Annotated in this window: 17 protein-coding genes; 13 read left to right on the forward strand and 4 right to left on the reverse strand. The window is 63.9% G+C overall.

The genetic code is table 11. The features are described 5' to 3' along the window. Positions 1–189: 189 nt before the first annotated feature. Genes ACODSU_RS23690 through ACODSU_RS23715 form a run of 6 tightly spaced genes read left to right on the forward strand, consistent with a single transcriptional unit; the run spans position 190 to position 6,189 of the window. Positions 190–1,398, forward strand: coding sequence for an amino acid ABC transporter substrate-binding protein (locus ACODSU_RS23690; protein WP_488845301.1), 1,209 nt, complete (start codon positions 190–192; stop codon positions 1,396–1,398). Positions 1,399–1,417: 19 nt separating this feature from the next. Beyond that, positions 1,418–2,296: a branched-chain amino acid ABC transporter permease gene (locus tag ACODSU_RS23695; RefSeq protein ID WP_488845303.1), complete on the forward strand. Its 879-nt coding sequence runs from the start codon at positions 1,418–1,420 to the stop codon at positions 2,294–2,296. Continuing rightward, on the forward strand, positions 2,293–3,228 hold the full coding sequence (locus ACODSU_RS23700) for a branched-chain amino acid ABC transporter permease (protein ID WP_488845305.1): 936 nt from the start codon (positions 2,293–2,295) through the stop codon (positions 3,226–3,228). Before ACODSU_RS23695 ends, ACODSU_RS23700 begins: the two co-directional genes overlap by 4 nt. Further along, entirely contained in the window at positions 3,221–3,979 is a 759-nt protein-coding gene (locus ACODSU_RS23705; protein ID WP_488845307.1) for an ABC transporter ATP-binding protein, read from the forward strand. Before ACODSU_RS23700 ends, ACODSU_RS23705 begins: the two co-directional genes overlap by 8 nt. Continuing rightward, positions 3,976–4,686, forward strand: a complete 711-nt coding sequence (locus ACODSU_RS23710) for an ABC transporter ATP-binding protein (RefSeq protein ID WP_488845309.1) — start codon at positions 3,976–3,978, stop codon at positions 4,684–4,686. Before ACODSU_RS23705 ends, ACODSU_RS23710 begins: the two co-directional genes overlap by 4 nt. Before the next feature lie 51 nt (positions 4,687–4,737). Continuing rightward, the gene (locus ACODSU_RS23715; RefSeq protein ID WP_110959883.1) at positions 4,738–6,189 is read left to right on the forward strand and encodes an aldehyde dehydrogenase; all 1,452 of its coding nucleotides are present in this window, start codon (positions 4,738–4,740) and stop codon (positions 6,187–6,189) included. A gap of 64 nt (positions 6,190–6,253) precedes the next feature. Here the strand turns inward: ACODSU_RS23715 and tsaD are convergent, their stop codons facing one another. Together tsaD and ACODSU_RS23725 are read right to left on the reverse strand one after the other, a co-directional pair. Beyond that, positions 6,254–7,294, reverse strand: a complete 1,041-nt coding sequence (tsaD, locus tag ACODSU_RS23720) for a tRNA (adenosine(37)-N6)-threonylcarbamoyltransferase complex transferase subunit TsaD (RefSeq protein ID WP_110959884.1) — start codon at positions 7,292–7,294, stop codon at positions 6,254–6,256. A gap of 45 nt (positions 7,295–7,339) precedes the next feature. Further along, positions 7,340–8,500, reverse strand: coding sequence for a branched-chain amino acid ABC transporter substrate-binding protein (locus ACODSU_RS23725; protein WP_060986569.1), 1,161 nt, complete (start codon positions 8,498–8,500; stop codon positions 7,340–7,342). 256 nt (positions 8,501–8,756) lie between these two features. Between ACODSU_RS23725 and ACODSU_RS23730 the strand changes: the two genes are divergently transcribed. The 5 genes from ACODSU_RS23730 to ACODSU_RS23750 all read left to right on the forward strand — a co-directional run bounded on the left by ACODSU_RS23730 (position 8,757) and on the right by ACODSU_RS23750 (position 15,585). Beyond that, positions 8,757–9,383, forward strand: a complete 627-nt coding sequence (locus tag ACODSU_RS23730) for an ANTAR domain-containing response regulator (protein ID WP_015015144.1) — start codon at positions 8,757–8,759, stop codon at positions 9,381–9,383. A gap of 546 nt (positions 9,384–9,929) precedes the next feature. Continuing rightward, complete coding sequence (locus ACODSU_RS23735) at positions 9,930–11,174, forward strand: CmpA/NrtA family ABC transporter substrate-binding protein (protein WP_015015145.1); 1,245 nt, start codon at positions 9,930–9,932, stop codon at positions 11,172–11,174. 63 nt (positions 11,175–11,237) lie between these two features. Further along, complete coding sequence (ntrB, locus tag ACODSU_RS23740) at positions 11,238–12,200, forward strand: nitrate ABC transporter permease (RefSeq protein ID WP_488845312.1); 963 nt, start codon at positions 11,238–11,240, stop codon at positions 12,198–12,200. Next, positions 12,197–13,030 (forward strand): ABC transporter ATP-binding protein, encoded by an 834-nt coding sequence (locus ACODSU_RS23745; protein WP_488845314.1) that lies wholly within the window; start codon positions 12,197–12,199, stop codon positions 13,028–13,030. Before ntrB ends, ACODSU_RS23745 begins: the two co-directional genes overlap by 4 nt. Before the next feature lie 128 nt (positions 13,031–13,158). Further along, on the forward strand, positions 13,159–15,585 hold the full coding sequence (locus ACODSU_RS23750) for a tetratricopeptide repeat protein (RefSeq protein WP_488845316.1): 2,427 nt from the start codon (positions 13,159–13,161) through the stop codon (positions 15,583–15,585). A 56-nt stretch (positions 15,586–15,641) separates the two neighbouring features. Here ACODSU_RS23750 and ACODSU_RS23755 read toward each other — a convergent pair whose 3' ends face one another. Continuing rightward, positions 15,642–16,079 (reverse strand): CBS domain-containing protein, encoded by a 438-nt coding sequence (locus ACODSU_RS23755; protein WP_488845318.1) that lies wholly within the window; start codon positions 16,077–16,079, stop codon positions 15,642–15,644. A 538-nt stretch (positions 16,080–16,617) separates the two neighbouring features. Here ACODSU_RS23755 and ACODSU_RS23760 point away from each other — a divergent pair. After that, positions 16,618–16,908 carry a DUF4148 domain-containing protein gene (locus tag ACODSU_RS23760; protein ID WP_015015149.1) on the forward strand — a complete coding sequence of 97 codons (291 nt, stop codon included), beginning with the start codon at positions 16,618–16,620 and terminating at the stop codon, positions 16,906–16,908. Between the two features lie 85 nt (positions 16,909–16,993). Further along, positions 16,994–17,287 carry a DUF4148 domain-containing protein gene (locus tag ACODSU_RS23765; RefSeq protein WP_295941126.1) on the forward strand — a complete coding sequence of 98 codons (294 nt, stop codon included), beginning with the start codon at positions 16,994–16,996 and terminating at the stop codon, positions 17,285–17,287. 158 nt (positions 17,288–17,445) lie between these two features. Here the strand turns inward: ACODSU_RS23765 and ACODSU_RS23770 are convergent, their stop codons facing one another. Continuing rightward, positions 17,446–18,465, reverse strand: a complete 1,020-nt coding sequence (locus tag ACODSU_RS23770) for a TRAP transporter substrate-binding protein (protein WP_015015151.1) — start codon at positions 18,463–18,465, stop codon at positions 17,446–17,448. Positions 18,466–18,515: the final 50 nt, after the last annotated feature.

The following is an 18,515-nucleotide window of genomic DNA, read 5'->3' on the forward strand; positions in this document are numbered from 1 at the left end:
ATCGTTATGCCCCTGAATTATCCGGCGCCCCGTTACCCCGTGCCACCGAGGGAAATCCGGGTAAACCCGCTGCCGCCTGCACGCTGAGGCAAGCGTTTTGTGCACGCTCAGCGCAGCGCGCTGGGGCCCGTCTCCCTACGATTCCCGACAAGGCGTGCACCACGCAGGCCCCATCCGAGGAGACACACAATGACAGCACACCAACCCTCCAAGCGCCAGTGGATCAAAGGCGCCGCCGCCACGGTCGGCACCCTGGCCGTGGCCCCCCGGCTGTGGGCCCAGGGCAGCAGCGCAGCCCCCATCCGCATTGGCTATGCAATTGCCCGCACAGGCCCCTGGGCGGCCGGCGCGCAGGTGAGCCAGGAGCCCAACTACCTGCTGTGGGCTGAACAGGTGAACGCGGCGGGCGGCCTGAGCGTGAAGGGCACCAAGCGCCCCATCGAACTCATCGGCTACGACGACCGCAGCGAGACCGAGACCTGCGTGCGCACTTACGAAAAGCTCATGGGTAGCGACAAGGTGGACCTGATCCTGCCACCCTGGGGCTCGGGCGCCAACTTCGCCATTGCGCCGCTGGCCAACCGCTTTGGCTACCCGCTGCTGGCGCCCACGGCGCTGTCGCGCAAGCTGATCGACATGAACCTGCCCTACTTCTTCTCGCTGCTGCAGCAACCCGACAAGATGATGGGCGCGCTGGTGGACATGCTGGTGGCCAACAACGTCAAGACCATTGCCATCGTCTACATGGACGACCTGTTTGGCCTGGAAAACTTTGCCGCGCTGAACAATGCGCTCAAGAAGACCAGCATCCAGGTGGTCGAGCGCAAGAGCTACCCGCTGGGCGTGAAGGACCTGGCCCCCGTGCTGCGCGGCATCAAGGACCATAACCCTGACGCCTTCATCGGCATCACCTACCCGCCCGACACCATCCTGGCCAGCCGCCAGGCGCGCGAGGTGGGGCTGAACCCCAAGTTCTTCTACGCATCGGTGGGCACGGCCTTCCAGCTCTACAAGAACGTGATGGCCGCCAACACCGAGGGCGTGATCGGCATGGGCTCGTGGAGCGTGAAGACCAGCCCCGAGGCCAAGGCCTACTTCGACGCCCACGTGAAGAAGTTCAACAAGGAACCCGACCGCTGGGCCAGCGGCCACGCCTGGGCGGGCCTGCAGATCCTGCAGCAGGCCGTGGAAAAGGTGGGCCTGGACCGCAAGGCGCTGCGCGAGCACATCGCCAAGAACGAGTTCCAGACCATCCTGGGCGGCATCCGCTTCCAGGGCAGCGAGAACGCGTCCATCCCCGGCACCGTGAGCCAGTGGCAGGGCAACGACTTCGAAGTCGTGTGGCCCAAGGACCGCGCCACTGCGCAGCTGAACACCAGCAAGCCCGCGTGGAAATAACTTCTTCGGAACCCACACTGTGTCTTTGACTTCCTGGGCCGAACTGGTCGCCAGTGGCCTTATTACCGGCGGCATCTATGCGCTGGTGGCCATGGGCCTGAACCTGCAATATGGGCTGATGCGGATCATGAACATCTCGCACGGCGAGTTCCTGATGCTGGGCGCCTTCCTCACCTGGTCGGCGCACACCCTCTGGGGCATCTCGCCGCTGCTGCTGATGCCGCTGGCTTTCATCGCATTGTTTGTTTTGGGGGTGGTGGTGCACGCGCTGTGCTTCAAGCGCCTGGCAGCGCGCGCGCCCAATGTGGACGTGTTCGAGGCGCGCAGCCTGATGGTGGGCTTTGGCCTGATGTTCCTGGTGCAGAACACTGCCCTGCTGATCTGGGGCGGTGACCTGCGTGGCTATGAATACTTGGCCGACCCGGTGCAGATTGCGGGCATGCGCTTTACAGAGAACAAGCTGGTGCTGTTTGGCGTGGCGCTGGCGCTGTCAGCGGGGTTGATCGCGCTGCTCAAGCTCACGCTGCTGGGCAAAGCCGTGCGGGCGCTGATGCAGTCGCCCACGGGCGCGCAGCTGGTGGGCATCAACACCCGGCGCCTGCATCCCATGATGTTCGGCATTGGCCTGGGCCTGTCGGGCGTGGCGGGGGCGCTGCTGTCGATGACGTATGAGATTTCGCCCTCCATGGGAGAGCCTTACACCGTCACGGCACTCATCGTCATCACGCTGGGCGGCTTTGGCAGCCTGGCGGGCAGCCTGGCGGGCGGCCTGCTGCTGGGCGTGGTCGAGGCCCTGGGCATGCACTTCAGCAGCCCGTCTCTCAAGATGCTGCTGAGCTATGCAGTGTTCATCGGCGTGCTCATCTGGCGCCCCAACGGACTGTTCTCCAAAAAATGACCGCTCTCTATTCCAACAAGCCCTGGCTGGCGCTGGCTGCGGGGGTGGCGGTGATCGCCACCCTGCCGTGGCTGGTGTCCGATTTCATGGCCTCCGTGCTGCTCAGCTGCCTGATGTACATCGCGCTGGCCACCAGCTGGTCGCTGTTCTGCGGCGCCACGCGCTACCTGTCGCTGGCCACATCGGCCTTCTTTGGTGTGGGTGCGTACACCAGCGCGATGCTGCTGGGCGTGCTGCCCTGGCCGCTGGTTATTCTGAGCGGCGCACTGATTGCCACCGTGGTGGCGGTAGTGATGGGCGCGGCGGTGCTGCACCTGCGCGGCACCTACTTTGCGGTACTCACCTTCGGCATGACGGAGCTGATCCGCCACGCCGTGACCTTTGTGGAAAAGCAGGTCTCCGGCACCGTGGGCCGCGTGCTCACGGTGGTGCCCAGCAACGAGACGGTGTACCTCACGGTGCTGCTGATTGCGGCGGGCGCCATTGCCACGGCCATTGCCATCCAGCGCAGCCGGTTTGGACTGGCGCTCTCGGGCATTGGTGCCGACGAGCAGCGCGCGCAGACGCTGGGCGTGGACACGCGCTTGGCCAAGATCGCGGGCTTTGGCATCACTGCCGCCTTTGCAGGCGCCGTGGGCGCGGCCATGGCGGTGCGCTGGACGTACATCGAACCCGCAGCCGTGTTCAGCCCCTTCATCGGCTTCCAGACCGTGCTGATCGCGCTGATCGGCGGCGCGACCAGCCTGGGCGGCCCCATCCTGGCGGCCATCGTGTTCAGCCTGCTGGCCGAAACGCTGCGCCTGCAGCTGCCCTACGGCTACATGATGGTGCTGGGCCTGCTGCTGATCCTGTGCGTGATGTACCTGCCCAATGGCCTGGCCACGCTGTGGCAGCGGCGCAAGCCTGCAGCTGCGGAGGCACACCATGGCTGAAGCCCTGTTGACCATCGACGCCGTGACCGTGCGCTTTGGCGGCCTCACGGCCGTGGACGGCGTGAGCGCCACGCTGCACACGGGTGAGCTGATCGGCATCATCGGCCCCAACGGCGCGGGCAAGACCACGTTCTTCAACGCCATCTCGGGCGTGCAGCCGCCCGCCTCGGGCACGCTGGTGAGCGGCACCGACAACCTCACCGGCAAGGGCCCGCACCACTATGCGGCGCACGGCATTGCGCGCACCTTCCAGACACCGCGCGTGTTCCCCGACATGACGGTGCGCGACAACGTGCGCTTTGGCATGCAGTTCGCAGGCCGCCACCGCCAGGGGCCGGAGGGCCTGCGCAGCGAAGGCGAGATCCTGACCATGCTGGGCCTGGCCCACCTGGCCGACCGCCCTGCCGCCGATGTGACGCCGTCACAGCAGCGCCTGCTGGAGATCGGCATGGCCCTGGGCACCCGCCCGCGCCTGCTGCTGCTCGATGAAGTGGCCGCAGGCCTGACGGAAGCAGAGGTTGACGCCATGGCCCAGCGCATCCGCCGCCTGCGCGACGACTGGGGGCTGACGGTGGTGTGGATCGAGCATGCGGTGACCACGCTGCTGAAGTACGTGGAGCGCGTGCTGGTGCTGCACCAGGGCCGCAAAATTGCCGATGGCACGCCCGCCGAGGTGGTGCGTGACCCGCACGTGATCGAGGCCTATCTGGGTGACGAAATGGCAGCCAACAGTGAAGGAGCCACGGCATGAGCGGCGCACACCTCACCGTGCAGAACCTGACCACGGGCTACCACGGCTTTCAGGTGCTGCAAGACCTGTCGCTGCACTCCGCACCCGGCGTCACCGTCATCGTCGGCCCCAACGGCGCGGGCAAGACCACGCTGCTCAAGGCGCTGGCCGGGCTGCTGCCGCGCACGGGCACCGTGGCGCTGGACGGCAGCGACCTGCCCGCCATGAATGCCACCGCCTGCGTGCAGCGCGGCCTAGCGCTGGTGGCCGAGGGCCGCCAGCTGTTCCCGCAAATGACGGTGACCGAGAACCTGGAGCTGGGCGGCTGGCTGGTGCCCTCACGGGTGCGGGCCGAGCGGTTGCACCAGGCGTTCGAAGACTTCCCGCGCCTCAAGGAGCGCGCCACGCAGCTCGTAGGCACCATGAGCGGCGGCGAACAGCAAATGGTGGCCGTGGCCCGCGCGATGATGAGCGGCCCACGCCTTCTGATGCTGGACGAGCCCTCGCTGGGACTGGCGCCGCGCATGGTCGATGAGCTGCTGGCCATCGTGCAGCGCATTGCTGCGCAGGGCGTGACGGTGCTCATGGTCGAGCAGAACGTGCGCAAGGCCCTCCAGATCGCACAGTGCGGCTATGTGCTGGAGCGCGGACGCATCGTGGCGTCTGGCGCGGCCGCTGACCTGCTGCAGTCCGACGTGGTGCGCCAAGCCTATCTTGGCGTCGCTTGAATACCTTTCCCCCCTTCTTTTTCATCTGTTCTTCTTCAGGAGCTTTCATCCATGACTGCCATTTCCATGCTGATCAACGGCGAGCGCGTGCAAGCCACCGGCGGCGCCACGTTTGAGCGCCGCAACCCGCTCGATGGCTCGGTCGCCACCACGGCCCCCGCCGCCAGCGTGGCCGATGCCAAGGCCGCTGCCGACGCAGCCGCCAAGGCCTTCCCGGCCTGGTCCGCCCTGGGGCCCAACGCACGCCGTGCGCTGCTGCTCAAGGCCGCGCACGCGCTGGAGGCCCGCACGGCCGACTTTGCCGTGGCCATGGCGGCCGAGACGGGCGCATCCGGCATGTGGGCCGGCTTCAACGTGCACCTGGCTGCGGGTCTGCTGCAGGAAGCCGCCGCGCTGACCACGCAGATCGCGGGTGAGGTGATCCCGTCCGACGTGCCCGGCAGCCTGGCCATGGGCGTGCGCCAGGCGGCGGGCGTGGTGCTGGGTATTGCGCCGTGGAACGCTCCGGTCATCCTCGGTGTGCGTGCCATCGCCACGCCACTGGCCTGCGGCAACACGGTGATCCTGAAAGGCTCGGAGCTGTGCCCCGCCACGCACGGTCTCATCATCGAGGCGCTGCAAGAGGCTGGATTGCCCGCTGGGGTGGTGAACTTTGTGACCAACGCCCCGGCCGATGCCGGTGCGGTGGTCGAGGCCATCGTGGCCCACCCGGCAGTGCGCCGCATCAACTTCACCGGCTCCACCAAGGTGGGCCGCATCATTGCGCAGACCTGCGCCAAGTACCTCAAACCCGTGGTGCTGGAGCTGGGCGGCAAGGCCCCGCTGCTGGTGCTGGATGACGCGGACATCGACGCCGCCGTGGCGGGCACCGTGTTTGGCGCATTCGCCAACTCGGGCCAGATCTGCATGTCCACCGAACGCATCATCGTGGACAACGCCGTGGCCGACGAGTTTGTGGCCAAGCTGGGCGAGCGCGCCAAGGCCCTGCCCCTGGGCGACCCGCGCAAGGGCCCGGTGGTGCTGGGCTCGGTGGTGGACATGGCCACGGTGCACCGCTGCAACGCCCTCATCGACGACGCACTGGCCAAGGGCGCCAAGCTGGTCTGCGGCGGCAAGAGCGACAGTACCTTGATGCAGGCCACGGTGCTCGACCATGTCACGGCCGCAATGGACATCTACCGCGAAGAGTCGTTCGGACCCGTCAAGCCCGTGGTGCGCGTGAACGGCGTGGAGGAAGCCATTGCCTGCGCCAACGACAACGAGTTCGGCCTGTCGTCCGCCGTGTTCAGCCGCGATGTGGCCAAGGCCTGGAACGTGGCGGCGCGCATCGAATCGGGCATCTGCCACGTCAACGGCCCCACGGTGCACGACGAAGGCCAGATGCCCTTTGGCGGCGTGAAGAGCTCGGGCTATGGCCGCTTTGGCGGCATGGCCGGGGTGCGTGAGTTCACCGAACTGCGCTGGATCACAGTGCAGACCACTCCCCGCCACTACCCCTTCTGAAGTTCAAAAAAGATAGCTGCTAGCGCTTTCTGGACAAGCGCTAGCGGCCACTTTCACCTAAACATCAAACTGTGATCGCATCCAGCGGCCAGCGAGGCTTCACGTCAAACGCGTAGTCGGTATTGGCCTGCTGCTGCCCGGCCTGTAGGCGCATGGCTGCCGCCATGGCAATCATGGCGCCGTTGTCGGTGCACAGGTGCAGCTCGGGGTAGTGCACGCGCACCTTGGCTGCGGCGCAGGCCGCGTTGAGCTGGGCGCGCAGATGCCGGTTGGCGCCCACGCCACCGGCGACCACCACGCGCTTCAGGCCGGTCTGCTTGAGGGCGGCCAGGGTCTTCTTCACCAGCACTTCGACAATCGCGGCCTCGGTGCTCGCCGCCAGGTCGGCCTTGCGCGCTTCGAGTTCGTCGCCCAGCTTCTTGGCCTGCGTGAGCACGGCCGTCTTGAGTCCGGCAAACGAAAAATCCAGATCACCGCTGTGCAGCAAAGGCCGTGGCAGCTTGAAGGCCGTGGCACTGCCCTGCTCGGCCAGACGAGAGAGCGCTGGGCCACCCGGGTAGCCCAGGCCCATGAGCTTGGCGGACTTGTCGAATGCCTCGCCCGCAGCGTCGTCAATGGTCTCACCCAGAATCTCGTAGCGGCCCACGCCATCCACACGCATCAGCTGGGTGTGGCCGCCCGAAACGAGCAGGGCCACAAAGGGAAATTCCGGTGGGTCGGCACTGAGGAAGGGCGACAGCAAATGCCCCTCCAGGTGGTGCACCCCCAGCACCGGCTTGTTGAGCGCCGCGCCCAGCGCACAGGCCACGCCCGCGCCCACCAGTAGCGCCCCCGCCAGGCCCGGGCCGCGCGTGTAGGCCACCACGTCCACATCGGCCAGCGTCTGGCCGGACTCGGCCAGCACCTCTTTGGCCAGCGGCAGCACACGGCGAATGTGGTCGCGGCTGGCCAGCTCTGGCACCACGCCACCATAGGCCTGGTGCATCTCGATCTGGCTGTGCAGCGCGTGCGATAGCAGCGTAGGCACAGCATCGCCCGTAGAACGGACCAATGCCACGCCGGTTTCGTCGCACGAAGATTCAATACCCAGGATCAGCAAACTCATGCCCCGAGTGTAAAACCCGGGGCTGATCCGTCCTTGCAGGGCTGTTTACCAGCGGTCCGACCGCATGCGCAGTTCCCAGTTGCCGCTGCGCAGCTCGTACACCCCCACGGCGCCGTAGCGTTGCTCGCCCTTGTCGTCCCAGGTCATGGTGCCGATCACCGGGGCGTAGCCGTTGATGCTGTGCAGGGCCTTAGTGATGTCCTTGGGGTCGGCGGACTTGGCTTTCTGGATGGCGGCCGAGAGCACGTAGGTGCTGTCATAGCTGTAGTGGCCGCCGTAGGCCGGGGGCTTCTTGAAAGCGGCGATGTACTTTTCGAGGAAGGGCTTGCCGGTGGTGAACTCCTTGGCTTCCAGCACGGGCGATGTGGCGTAGAGCCCCTGCACGATGCCCGCGCCCTTGGTCATGTCGGTGGTCTTGATGGTGTCGCCGCCCAGCAGGCTGACCTTGGTGTGGTCTACCTTCTTGAGCGATTCGAGCAGCGCCAGGGCCTGGAAGTCGTTGAGGGTCGAGACGATCACCTCCACATTGGCCGCCTTGAGTTCACCAGCCAGTTCGTCAAAGGCCACGGTCTTGTCGTCGAACGACTTGCGCACCACCACTTCTTTTTTCTCGGCCTTGAGCTGCGCGGCAGCACCGTCGGCCAGGCCCTTGCCGTAGGGCGTGCCATCGTCCAGCGCGGCGTAGCGATTGGCGCCCAGCTGCGTGGCGGCAAACGAGCCGATGGCGCGCGCCTGCAGGGTGTCGTTGGCCACCATGCGGAACGTGGTAGGGAACCCAAGCTGCGTGAACTTGGGGTTGGTCGAGATGGCGATCTGTGGAATGTCTTTGGCGGCATAGATGGGGGCGGTCTCGATGCTCACGCCCGAGTTGAGGTGGCCCACCACGGCCACCACGCCCGCATCCACCAGCTGCTGCGCCACAGCCTTGCCGGTGGTGGCGTCGGCCTTGTCGTCCACGGACACGACCTCCAGCGTCACGCGTTTGCCGTCCACGGTATAGCCGGACTTGTTGAGTTCATCCACCGCCAGCTTCACGCCGTTGAGCAGATCCTGCCCCAGGGCGCCCAGCGGGCCAGAGAGGGGCTGCGCTACACCAATTTTGATGGTGTCCGGCACCTTGCCGCATCCGGTCAGGAGTGCGGCAGTCGCCACTGCGGTCAAGGCCATGCTGGCCGAGAAGCGGCGCCGGTTGATGTGCTTGTTCATGCAAAAAACTCCATTTCAGTGTGACTGTGTGTGCAGATGTATATGCGACGCCCTGCTGGGCGGGCTACCGGGTATGCCCTCCCACGGTGTCAGTATTAGCAACTTTCAGGCCCTGCAACGGCGGCCAGTACCGCGAGGCGCAGCGGGCCTGTGGCCGGGATAACCCGGAGCGCAGGGGGGCTGCAAGGGCCCTCGGAGGGTGTGCACCACCCCGGCGCACCAATTTGTGGCGTAAAAATTGCTTATCCTCGCCGGTATGAATGAGGCTTTGCGCATCGTGGTGGTGGCCCCGGATCTGGCAGTCGCCGACCCTGACGACGAACACGCCGTGGAACAGGCGGAGCGGTCGCGGGCGCTGCGCATCGGGCTGCTGGAGAACAACTTCAACCTGGTGGCCACGCTGCCCGCCGATGTGTTCCTGAGCGAGCGCATCGCCCAGTTGCAGCCCGACCTGATCATCGTGGACGCCGAGAGCGAAGCCCGCGACGCGCTGGAGCATGTGGTGATGGCCACGCGCGACGAGCGCCGCCCCATCGTGATGTTCACCAACGATGAGGACACCTCGCACGTCAAGGATGCGGTGGCAGCGGGCGTGTCTGCCTACATCGTGGCGGGGCTGGCACCCCAGCGCATCCGGCCCATCCTGGACGTGGCCATGGCCCGCTTCCAGCACGAACAGGCGTTGCGTGCCGAGCTGGCCGATGCCAAGACCGAGCTGCGCGACCGCAAGACCATCGACCGCGCCAAAGGCCTGCTGATGCAGCGCCAGGGCCTGACCGAACAGGCCGCCTACGAAAAGCTGCGAAAGACGGCCATGGACAAGGGCCTGAAGCTGGTGGATGTGGCGCAGCGCATGCTGGATGTGATGGATCTGCTGGGGTAAAACCAGAGAACTACCCCCTGAGCGGCTGCGCCGCTTCCCCCTTCTCTCGAATGACTGCGTCATTCGGGAAGGGGGACGATGCCCTCGCACGCAAGCGAAGCGCCGCATACGCGGCTCGGCGGCCATTGCTTGGCATCCCTCGCCTAGGCCGCGCCCAATTCCAAGGTCCCTCCCAAATGGTGCGCCGCACAAAGGCAGTGCGACCACCCTCATCGCAACACAAACGCTCCTACCGCAAGCCCCGCAGGCGTGTAGCGCTTATCGATCAAGCGCAAACAGCTATCCATTCCATAGCATCCAGCGCTCCAACATGGCGCAACACGCGCTGGCACGCGCTTTGCATTGCACAGTGCAAGACCAATGCAGGTCTGACCACTGACAGCACTGACCCAACGGCGGGCCGGTGCTGGCAAGGAGCCCCGGACCCGTTCCAGGCTCCACCACGGACAAAGGCGTCCCCACCCGCTCCCGGCGTTGCTTTGATGCAGCCAGCCAGGCGCGGTGTGAGGACGCCTTTTTTGTTTTTCACGCCACCAGGGATGCCCCATGACCGATCTGTTGAAAACCAGCCTCAACCGCCGCACCGTGCTGCAGGCCGCCACCGTGGGCGCTGTGGGTGTAAGCCCCGCGCTGCGCGCACTCGTCCACGCAGCGGGCTCCGACGCCCCCGAGAAGAAGGAAGTCAAGATCGGCTTCATCCCGCTGACCGACTGCGCCAGCGTGGTCATGGCCTCGGTGCTGGGCTTTGACAAGAAATACGGCGTGACCATCGTCCCCAACAAGGAAGCCAGCTGGGCCGGCGTGCGCGACAAGCTGGTCAACGGCGAACTGGACTTTGCCCACGTGCTCTACGGCCTGGTCTATGGCGTGCACCTGGGCACCGCCGGTCCCAAGAAGGACATGGCCGTGCTGATGAACCTGAACAACAACGGCCAAGCCATCACCCTCTCCAAAGCCCTGGCCGACAAGGGTGCGGTGGACGGCCCATCCCTGGCCAAGCTCATGGCCAGCGAGAAGCGCGAATACACGTTTGCGGGCACCTTCCCCACCGGCACCCACGCGATGTGGATGCACTACTGGCTGGCGGCTGCGGGCATCAACCCGCTGTCGGGCGCCAAGCTCATCACCGTGCCGCCGCCGCAGATGGTGGCCAACATGCGCGTGGGCAACATGGACGGCTTTTGCGTGGGCGAGCCCTGGAACCACCGCGCCATCATGGACGGCATCGGCATCACGGCCAACACCACGCAGGACATCTGGAAGGACCACCCCGAGAAGGTGCTGGGCACCACGGCCGAGTTCGTCAAGAAGTACCCCAACACCACGCGCGCCGTGATGATGGCCGTACTCGAAGCCAGCCAGTGGATCGATGCCAGCCTGTCCAACAAGATGAAGATGGCCGAGACCGTGGCCGGCAAGGCGTATGTGAACACCGGTGTGGACGCCATCAACCAGCGCATCCTGGGCCGCTACCAGAACGGCCTGGGCAAGACCTGGGACGACCCCAACCACATGAAGTTCTTCAACGACGGCGCGGTGAACTTCCCCTATCTGTCAGACGGCATGTGGTTCCTGACCCAGCACAAGCGCTGGGGCCTGCTCAAGAGCCACCCCGACTACCTGGCCGTGGCCAAGGAAGTCAACCAGGTCGAGCTGTACAAGTCAGTGGCCAGTGCCATGAAGATCAGCGTGCCCAAGGATGTGCTGCGCACCAGCAAGCTCATCGACGGCGTGGTGTGGGACGGCAAGGACCCCGCCAAGTACGCCGACGGTTTCAAGATCAAGGCCTGACGGCAACCCTGCCCCAGCGCCCGCCCGACCACCCCGCCAGCCAGCCCTGCACAGGAGAAAACCATGGTCAGTGCCGTCTTTCACTCCCCGTTGGATGCAGCCCCCGTGGCCGCACAGAATGCTATGAATACTGTAGCTGCAAGCACAACATCCACTAGCGTAAGAAGCCAAAAAGCCGTTACATCTGCACCCAAGGCACCTGCAGCGCCCGCCACGGCGTCCACTGGCCGCGACTGGTCGGCCCTCTCGCGCAGCTTCTGGCTGGCCGTGCTGCCGCCGCTGTGTGGCCTGGGCCTGCTCGTCGGCCTGTGGGCGGTGGTCTCCACCACCACGGGCGGCAGCATCCCCAGCCCCAAGGACACCTGGCAGCAGGCGCTGGAGGTGTTCAGCAACCCCTTCTACCGCAACGGCCCCAACGACCAGGGCGTGGGCTGGAACGTGCTGATGAGCCTGCAGCGCGTGGCCATCGGCTTTGGCATGGCGGCACTGGTGGGCATTCCGGCGGGCTTCGTGATCGGGCGCTTCAGCTTTCTGTCGCGCATGTTCAACCCGCTGATCAGCCTGCTGCGCCCTGTGTCGCCCCTGGCCTGGCTGCCGATTGGCCTCTTGGTCTTCAAGGGCGCCAACCCGGCCGCCATCTGGACCATCTTCATCTGCTCCATCTGGCCCATGATCATCAACACCGCCGTGGGCGTGCAGCGCGTGCCGCAGGACTACATGAACGTGGCCCGCGTGCTGAACCTGAGCGAGTGGAAGATCGCCACCAAGATCCTCTTCCCCGCCGTGCTGCCCTACATGCTGACCGGCGTGCGCTTGGCCGTGGGCACCGCATGGCTGGTGATCGTGGCGGCCGAGATGCTGACCGGCGGCGTGGGCATCGGCTTTTGGGTGTGGGACGAGTGGAACAACCTCAACGTCAAGAACATCATCATCGCGATCTTCGTGATCGGCATCGTCGGGCTGCTGCTGGAGTTTGCACTCATCAAGCTGGCCACCGCATTTACGTTTGAAGAGGTGAAAGCATGAACACGACAGCTCCATCCACCCACCCTTCCATAAGCACCAAGTTCATCGAGATCCACGGCGTCGAGCAGACCTTCAGGACAGCCAAGGGCCTGTTCCCGGCGCTGCGCGACATTCACCTGACGATTGCCAAGGGCGAGTTCGTGGCGCTCATCGGCCACTCGGGCTGCGGCAAGTCCACCCTGCTCAACCTGATCGCGGGCCTGACCACGCCCACCAACGGCGCGCTGCTGTGCGCCAACAAGGAGATCAAGGGCCCGGGGCCGGAGCGCGCGGTGGTGTTCCAGAACCACTCGCTGCTGCCCTGGCTCACCTGCTTTGACAACATCTACCTGGCTGTGGAGCGCGTTTTTGGCGCCAAGGAAACCAAGGCCCAGCTCAAGGCCCGCACCGATGCCGCGCTGGCACTGGTGGGCCTGACCCACGCGGGTCAAAAGCGCCCCGGCGAAATCTCGGGCGGCATGAAGCAGCGCGTGGGCATTGCCCGGGCGCTCTCCATGGAGCCCCAGGTGCTGCTGATGGACGAGCCCTTCGGCGCGCTCGACGCCTTGACCCGCGCCAAGCTGCAGGACGAGTTGCTGGAGATCGTAGCACGCACCCGAAGCACCGTGGTGATGGTGACCCACGATGTGGACGAGGCCGTGCTGCTGTCCGACAAAATCGTGATGATGACCAACGGCCCGGCCGCCACGATTGGCGAGGTGCTGACCGTCGACTTGCCGCGCCCCCGCAAACGCGTGGAACTGGCCGAGGACCCGCAGTATGTGCACTACCGCAAGGCGGTGATCGACTTTTTGTACACCCGGCAGGGGCATGTCGAGAAGGCGGCCTGACCCCGACCCAACGCTTGGCTCACTCGCGAATCGGCGTGACCGCCGGTGGTACTGCACAATTCAGCCTCCCCGCGCCGCCTGCTTACGGCGTCCGGTAGCAACTTTTTTGTGAACCACCGCGTCACACCATGGCATCGCAGTTCCCATTTTTCCCGCGCTCGCCCGCATCAGGCAACAGTTTCAATATCGATCAGGCGTACCAGCAGGCGCTGGCCTTGCATCGGGGAGGGCAAATTCAGAATGCCGCGAACCTGTATCAGCAGATCCTGCGAAAAAAACCTGAGCATGCGGGCAGCCTGCACATGCTGGGAGTGGTCGCACTCTCCAGCAGTGCTTTTGCGAAAGCCAAAGAGCTGCTGACCGAAGCCCGAAGGCTACTGCCCCAAGATGCTGGCGTCCATGTGAATCTGGCGCTGGCTCTGGCGGAATGTGGCCTCACCGACGAAGCACTTCAGTGCATCGACGAGGCTTTGGCCTTGAACCCGGCCATGCCGGCAGCACGCGTCAACCGGTTGGCGTTGCTGGTCAAGGCGAGCCGCTATGACATAGCGCTGCAGGATGCGGAGGCCCTGGCTTCGGTAGGCATTGATCATCCGGAAATTCAGATCAACCGCGGCATAGCCCTGCTGGAGCTCCAGCGCCCTGAAGAGGCGGCCCGTTGCTTCGAAAAAGTATTGCAGGGCACCCCTCAGCATGCCAAGGCCCACAACAATCTCGCCAAAACCCTGATCGCCCTGGACCAGTTCGACGCGGCCATTGGCCACGCCAACCAGGCGCTGTCGATTCAGCCCCACTACCCCGATGCGGTGAGTACCAAAGCCCGCGCATTGGTCAAGCAACGCCTGCTCCCCGAAGCGGAGCTGCTACTAAAAAACGCCTCGGAGACCTTCCCGCCAACGCCGGCATTGCTTCTGGACCATGCCAACTGCCTGATCGACCTTCGACGGTTCAAGGACGCCATCGCTCAGGTGGAACGCGCACTGGCAGGCGACCCGGAAAACGCTGTGGCCTACACGGTGGGCGGCCGCGCTCTCGCCGCCCTGGGCAGGCACGAGGATGCCATTGGAAATTTCGACAAGGCCTTGTCTATCGACCCCGAGCTGCATGCTGCGCGTTTTGCAAAAGCTGCATCGGAAATTGATTTGAAGCGGTTTCCCCAAGCCATCGCCAATTTGAAGGCCTGCGACACCGATCCATCCACACTGCTTCCCATCCAGATGCAGATTTGTGACTGGCAAGATTTTCAGAAACGCAGGGAGGAACTGGGTGGGATCGCCATCGAAAACCAACGCAATCCTTTCCCGTTTCTGGCCATGCTGGACAGTCCGGAGACGCATCTGCGGATTGCGCAGGCACACCTTGAACATCTGAATGCACGGCAAGCGCAACTGGTCGATTTTCCCCGGCGCGCGCCGGGGAAAATCCGTGTCGGCTACTTTTCCGCCGACTATTTTCATCATGCCACCACGCACCTGATGATGGAACTGCTGGACAGCCACGATCGAGGACGGTTCGAGATACATGCCTTCTCCCTGGGACCTCAACGTTATGACGCTGCCAGAGAAAAAGTGGTCCAAAGTGTGGATGGATTTCACGACATCAGCGGCTTGACGGACAAGGAAGCCGCAGCGCTGAGCAGGTCGCTGAACATTGACATCGCCGTAGATCTCAAGGGATTCACCATGGACGGGCGATTGGGCCTTTTTGCCGAACGCTGCGCCCCCATCCAGGTCAGCTACCTCGGCTATCCGGGCACCACTGGCGCGGATTACATGGACTACGTCATCGCGGATGAAATCGTCATTCCATCAGACAAGCAGCGATTCTTCACGGAAAAGCCGGTCTACATGCCGCACAGCTACCAAGTGAACAACAGCCAGCGGGTGATCTCCTCACGCCAGTTCACGCGCACCGAATTGGGCCTGCCAGAGGACGCATTCGTGTTCTGTTGCTTCAACAACAACTACAAGATCCTGCCAGATACCTTCGACAGCTGGATGCGCATCCTGCAAGCAGTACCGGGAAGTGTTTTGTGGCTTTTCAAGGACAACGATGCTGCAGCTGACAATCTGCGGAAGGAAGCCGAGCGCCGCGGCGTTCCCGCAGACCGCCTCGTATTTGCGGCGCGTCTGCCGGCAGACGAGCACTTGGCCCGCCACAGTGCAGCAGACCTTTTTCTGGATACCCTGCCCTACAACGCCCACACCACGGCCAGCGATGCATTGTGGACAGGCTTGCCGGTGCTGACGCTGGCGGGGCAGTCGTTCGCTGCCCGAGTGGCTGCCAGCCTGCTGACTGCGGTGGGTCTTGAAAGCTTGATAGTGCAGACACCCCAACAATACGAAGCCACCGCCATTCATCTCGCAAACCATCGAGAAACACTCACAGCTTACCGAACGCAGCTCCAAGGGCAGCGCCTGTCGTCGCCTCTCTTCGACGGAAAACGATTCACCCACGACTTGGAAGCCGCATATCGCGTGATGATGGAACGCCACCAGTCAGGTTTACCGTGCGAAACCATTTTGGTGTCACCTTCACAGCATATGAGCGTCTGAATGCAGTGACGGAAGTGGCTTTTCTGGCCCTTAGTGGGAGGGCGGGCTGACTTCTGTCAATGTCCTCCTGTGATGTAGTTCTCCAACTGCTCAATGATGAATTTCTGCTCGGAGATGATGTCCTTGACAAGGTCGCCGATGGAAATCATGCCCACCAACTTGCCGCCGTCCACCACGGGCAGGTGGCGCAGGCGGTTGTTGCTCATAAGCTGCATGCACTGCTCGCTGGTCTGGTCCGGGCGCACAAACATCACAGCGGTTGTCATCACATCCTTGACCTGGGTGACGGCTGAGGTGCGCCCCATGAGGGCGATTTTGCGGGCGTAGTCCCGCTCGGTGAAGATGCCGACGATGGACGCGCCCTCGGTCACGATAAGCGCGCCAATGCCCTTGTCGGCCATGAGCTGGAGGGCGTCCAGCACGGAGGCAGCAGGGCTGATGGTGTGGACGGTGGCGTCGGGTTTGGACTGAAGAATCTTGGCGACTGCGGTCATGGAAACCTCCCTCGTGAAAACGGAAACAGGCACAGAGAGATTTCAGCCCATAAGCCCCGTGGGCGCAACCCACGCAAGCCCCATGTGCGGCGCTTTTTGAGCGTGCTGTTGCGCGGCGAACGCAACGGATGTTTCTGCGCCGTTGCATAGCGCACGCTGCGAAACAAACTGAAAAGAAGCGAAACCGCGGCGAGACGACGCCCCCGGGCTGCCTCTGCACGATGGAGCCCATGTTCACCGCACCGACCACACACCTCTTTCCGGCATCTGCCGTGTGCCAGCGCCCAGCGGTTTCCATGGCAAACCGCCACGGTTCCGAAGGCCGGCAAACACGGCAGACAGCCCGAAAGATTGTTTCCAATACTGGAACAGTTAGTTCGCGACTCAGTGGTTTTTCTCTGAACAGCACCGGCGTACAGTTCATCCCATCGATGAGCCGAACCCGCAAGGCGACTCACCGAACCCGGTGCGAAGCGAGTCGTTTCTGATCTTCACCCGGTTTTTTTGAGACGCTTTTTTAACTTCAAGGATTTCCATCATGAACAACACCGCACGTTTCCTGTCTATCGCCGCTGTGGCTGCTTTCGCCTCTTTTGGCGCCCAGGCTGACGAAGCCGATGCTTCGCAATTCGCCACCCAATTCCAGACCAGCCGCACCCGCGCTGAAGTGATCGCTGAAGCCACCACCGCCGTGCAAATGCGCAGCCAAGAGCCCGCTGGCTCCCGCGTGGTGACCTACAAGTCCACGGCTGACCGCGCTGCCGTGCGTGCCGAAGCTGCCGCACAAGCCATGCGCACTGGCCGCGTGGGCCCCGCTGAAGGCGGCTGATTCAACCCGTTGAATCCACCACGTCATCCACCGCGTATTCCAGACACATCGTCCCCAATTTTTTGAATTTCACAGGAGTTTCATCATGAACAACGCTGCCCGTTTCCTCTCCATCGCTGCGGTGGCTGCTTTCGCCTCTTTTGGTGCCCAGGCTGATGAAGCCGATGCTTCGCAATTCGCCACCCAATTCCAAACCAACCGCACCCGCGCTGAAGTGCAAGCCGAAGCCGCTACCGTGGCACAGACCCGCTCCATCGAACCCGCTGGTTCGCGTGTGGTGACTTACAAGTCCACGGCCGACCGTGCTGCTGTGCGTGCCCAGGCTGCTGAAGCCGTGCGCACCGGCCAGATCTCTTCCGGCGAAATCGGCTCCCTGTAATTGGATCGGCCTGCACTCCGGTGCAGGTGGAAGATTGCAAATGCCAAAAGGCCGAGGCCCCTGTTGGGGCCTCGGCCTTTTTCATGGCGCTTCGCTACACGGATGGGTCGAAGCCCACCATCGACAGCTCAAAGGCTGCCAATGGCGTCCACCCCGACTTACTTGCCAGCGCGCGCCTGGGCCACGGCTCCCTGCACTTCCTTCCACAAGCCCTCGCCCACGTTGGCGGCAATGCTGGCGTTCACAGCACTGAGCTTTTCGCGCATGCGGTTGGCTTCGGCGGCGGGCAGTTCGTTGACCTGCATGCCCTTGCCCTTGAGGTCGGCCAGCGCCTTGTCGGCCTCGGCACGCGTGTCCTGGCGCTCGAAGTCGCGGCTCTTCTTGGCGGCGTCCAGCAGCACCTTCTGCTCGGCCTTCGACAGGCCATCCCAGTACTTCTTGCTGACCAGCACGATCCAGGGGCTGTAGACGTGGTTGGTCACCGTGAGGTACTTCTGCACCTCATAGAACTTGCTCGACAGGATGGTGTTGTAGGGGTTCTCCTGGCCGTCCACCGTCTTGGTTTCCAGCGCGGTGAAGAGTTCGGAGAACGGCAGCGGCACAGCGTTGGCACCCAGGGTCTTGAAGCTGTCGAGGAACACGTTGTTCTGCATCACGCGCAGCTTGATGCCGTCCATGTCTTCCAGCTTGTTGACCGGGCGCTTGCTGTTGGTGAGGTTGCGGAAACCGTTCTCCCAGTACACCAGGCCCACCAGGCCCTTTTCCTGCAGCTTGTCCATCACCTTCTGGCCCACCGGGCCATCGAGCACCACGTCGGCTTCCTTGGCGTTGTTGAACAGGAACGGCGTGTCCCAGATTGCCATTTCTTTGGTGATGCCCACCAGCGTGGCGGTAGAGCCCACCATCATCTCCTGCGCGCCGCCGATCAGGGCCTGCTGCATCTGCACGTCCGAGCCCAGCGCGGCGGCACCGATGGCGCGAATCTTCATCTTGCCGCCCGAGGCCTTTTCCACTTCCTGGGCAAACAGTTTGGTGGCCCGGCCCTGGTTGGAGTCCTCGTTGAGGCCGTAGCCAAAACGGATGATGCGCGGCTTGAAGTCTTGGGCTGCGGCCTGGAACGAGCAGGTGATGGCAGCGACCGACAGAGCGGCCAGCAGGGTGCGACGGAAAGTTTTCATGGTTGTCTCCATTGGCAAGAAAAACGGGAAAGAGGAACAAGCAAACAGCT

The sequence above is a fragment of the Acidovorax sp. FG48 genome, assembly GCF_057809085.1.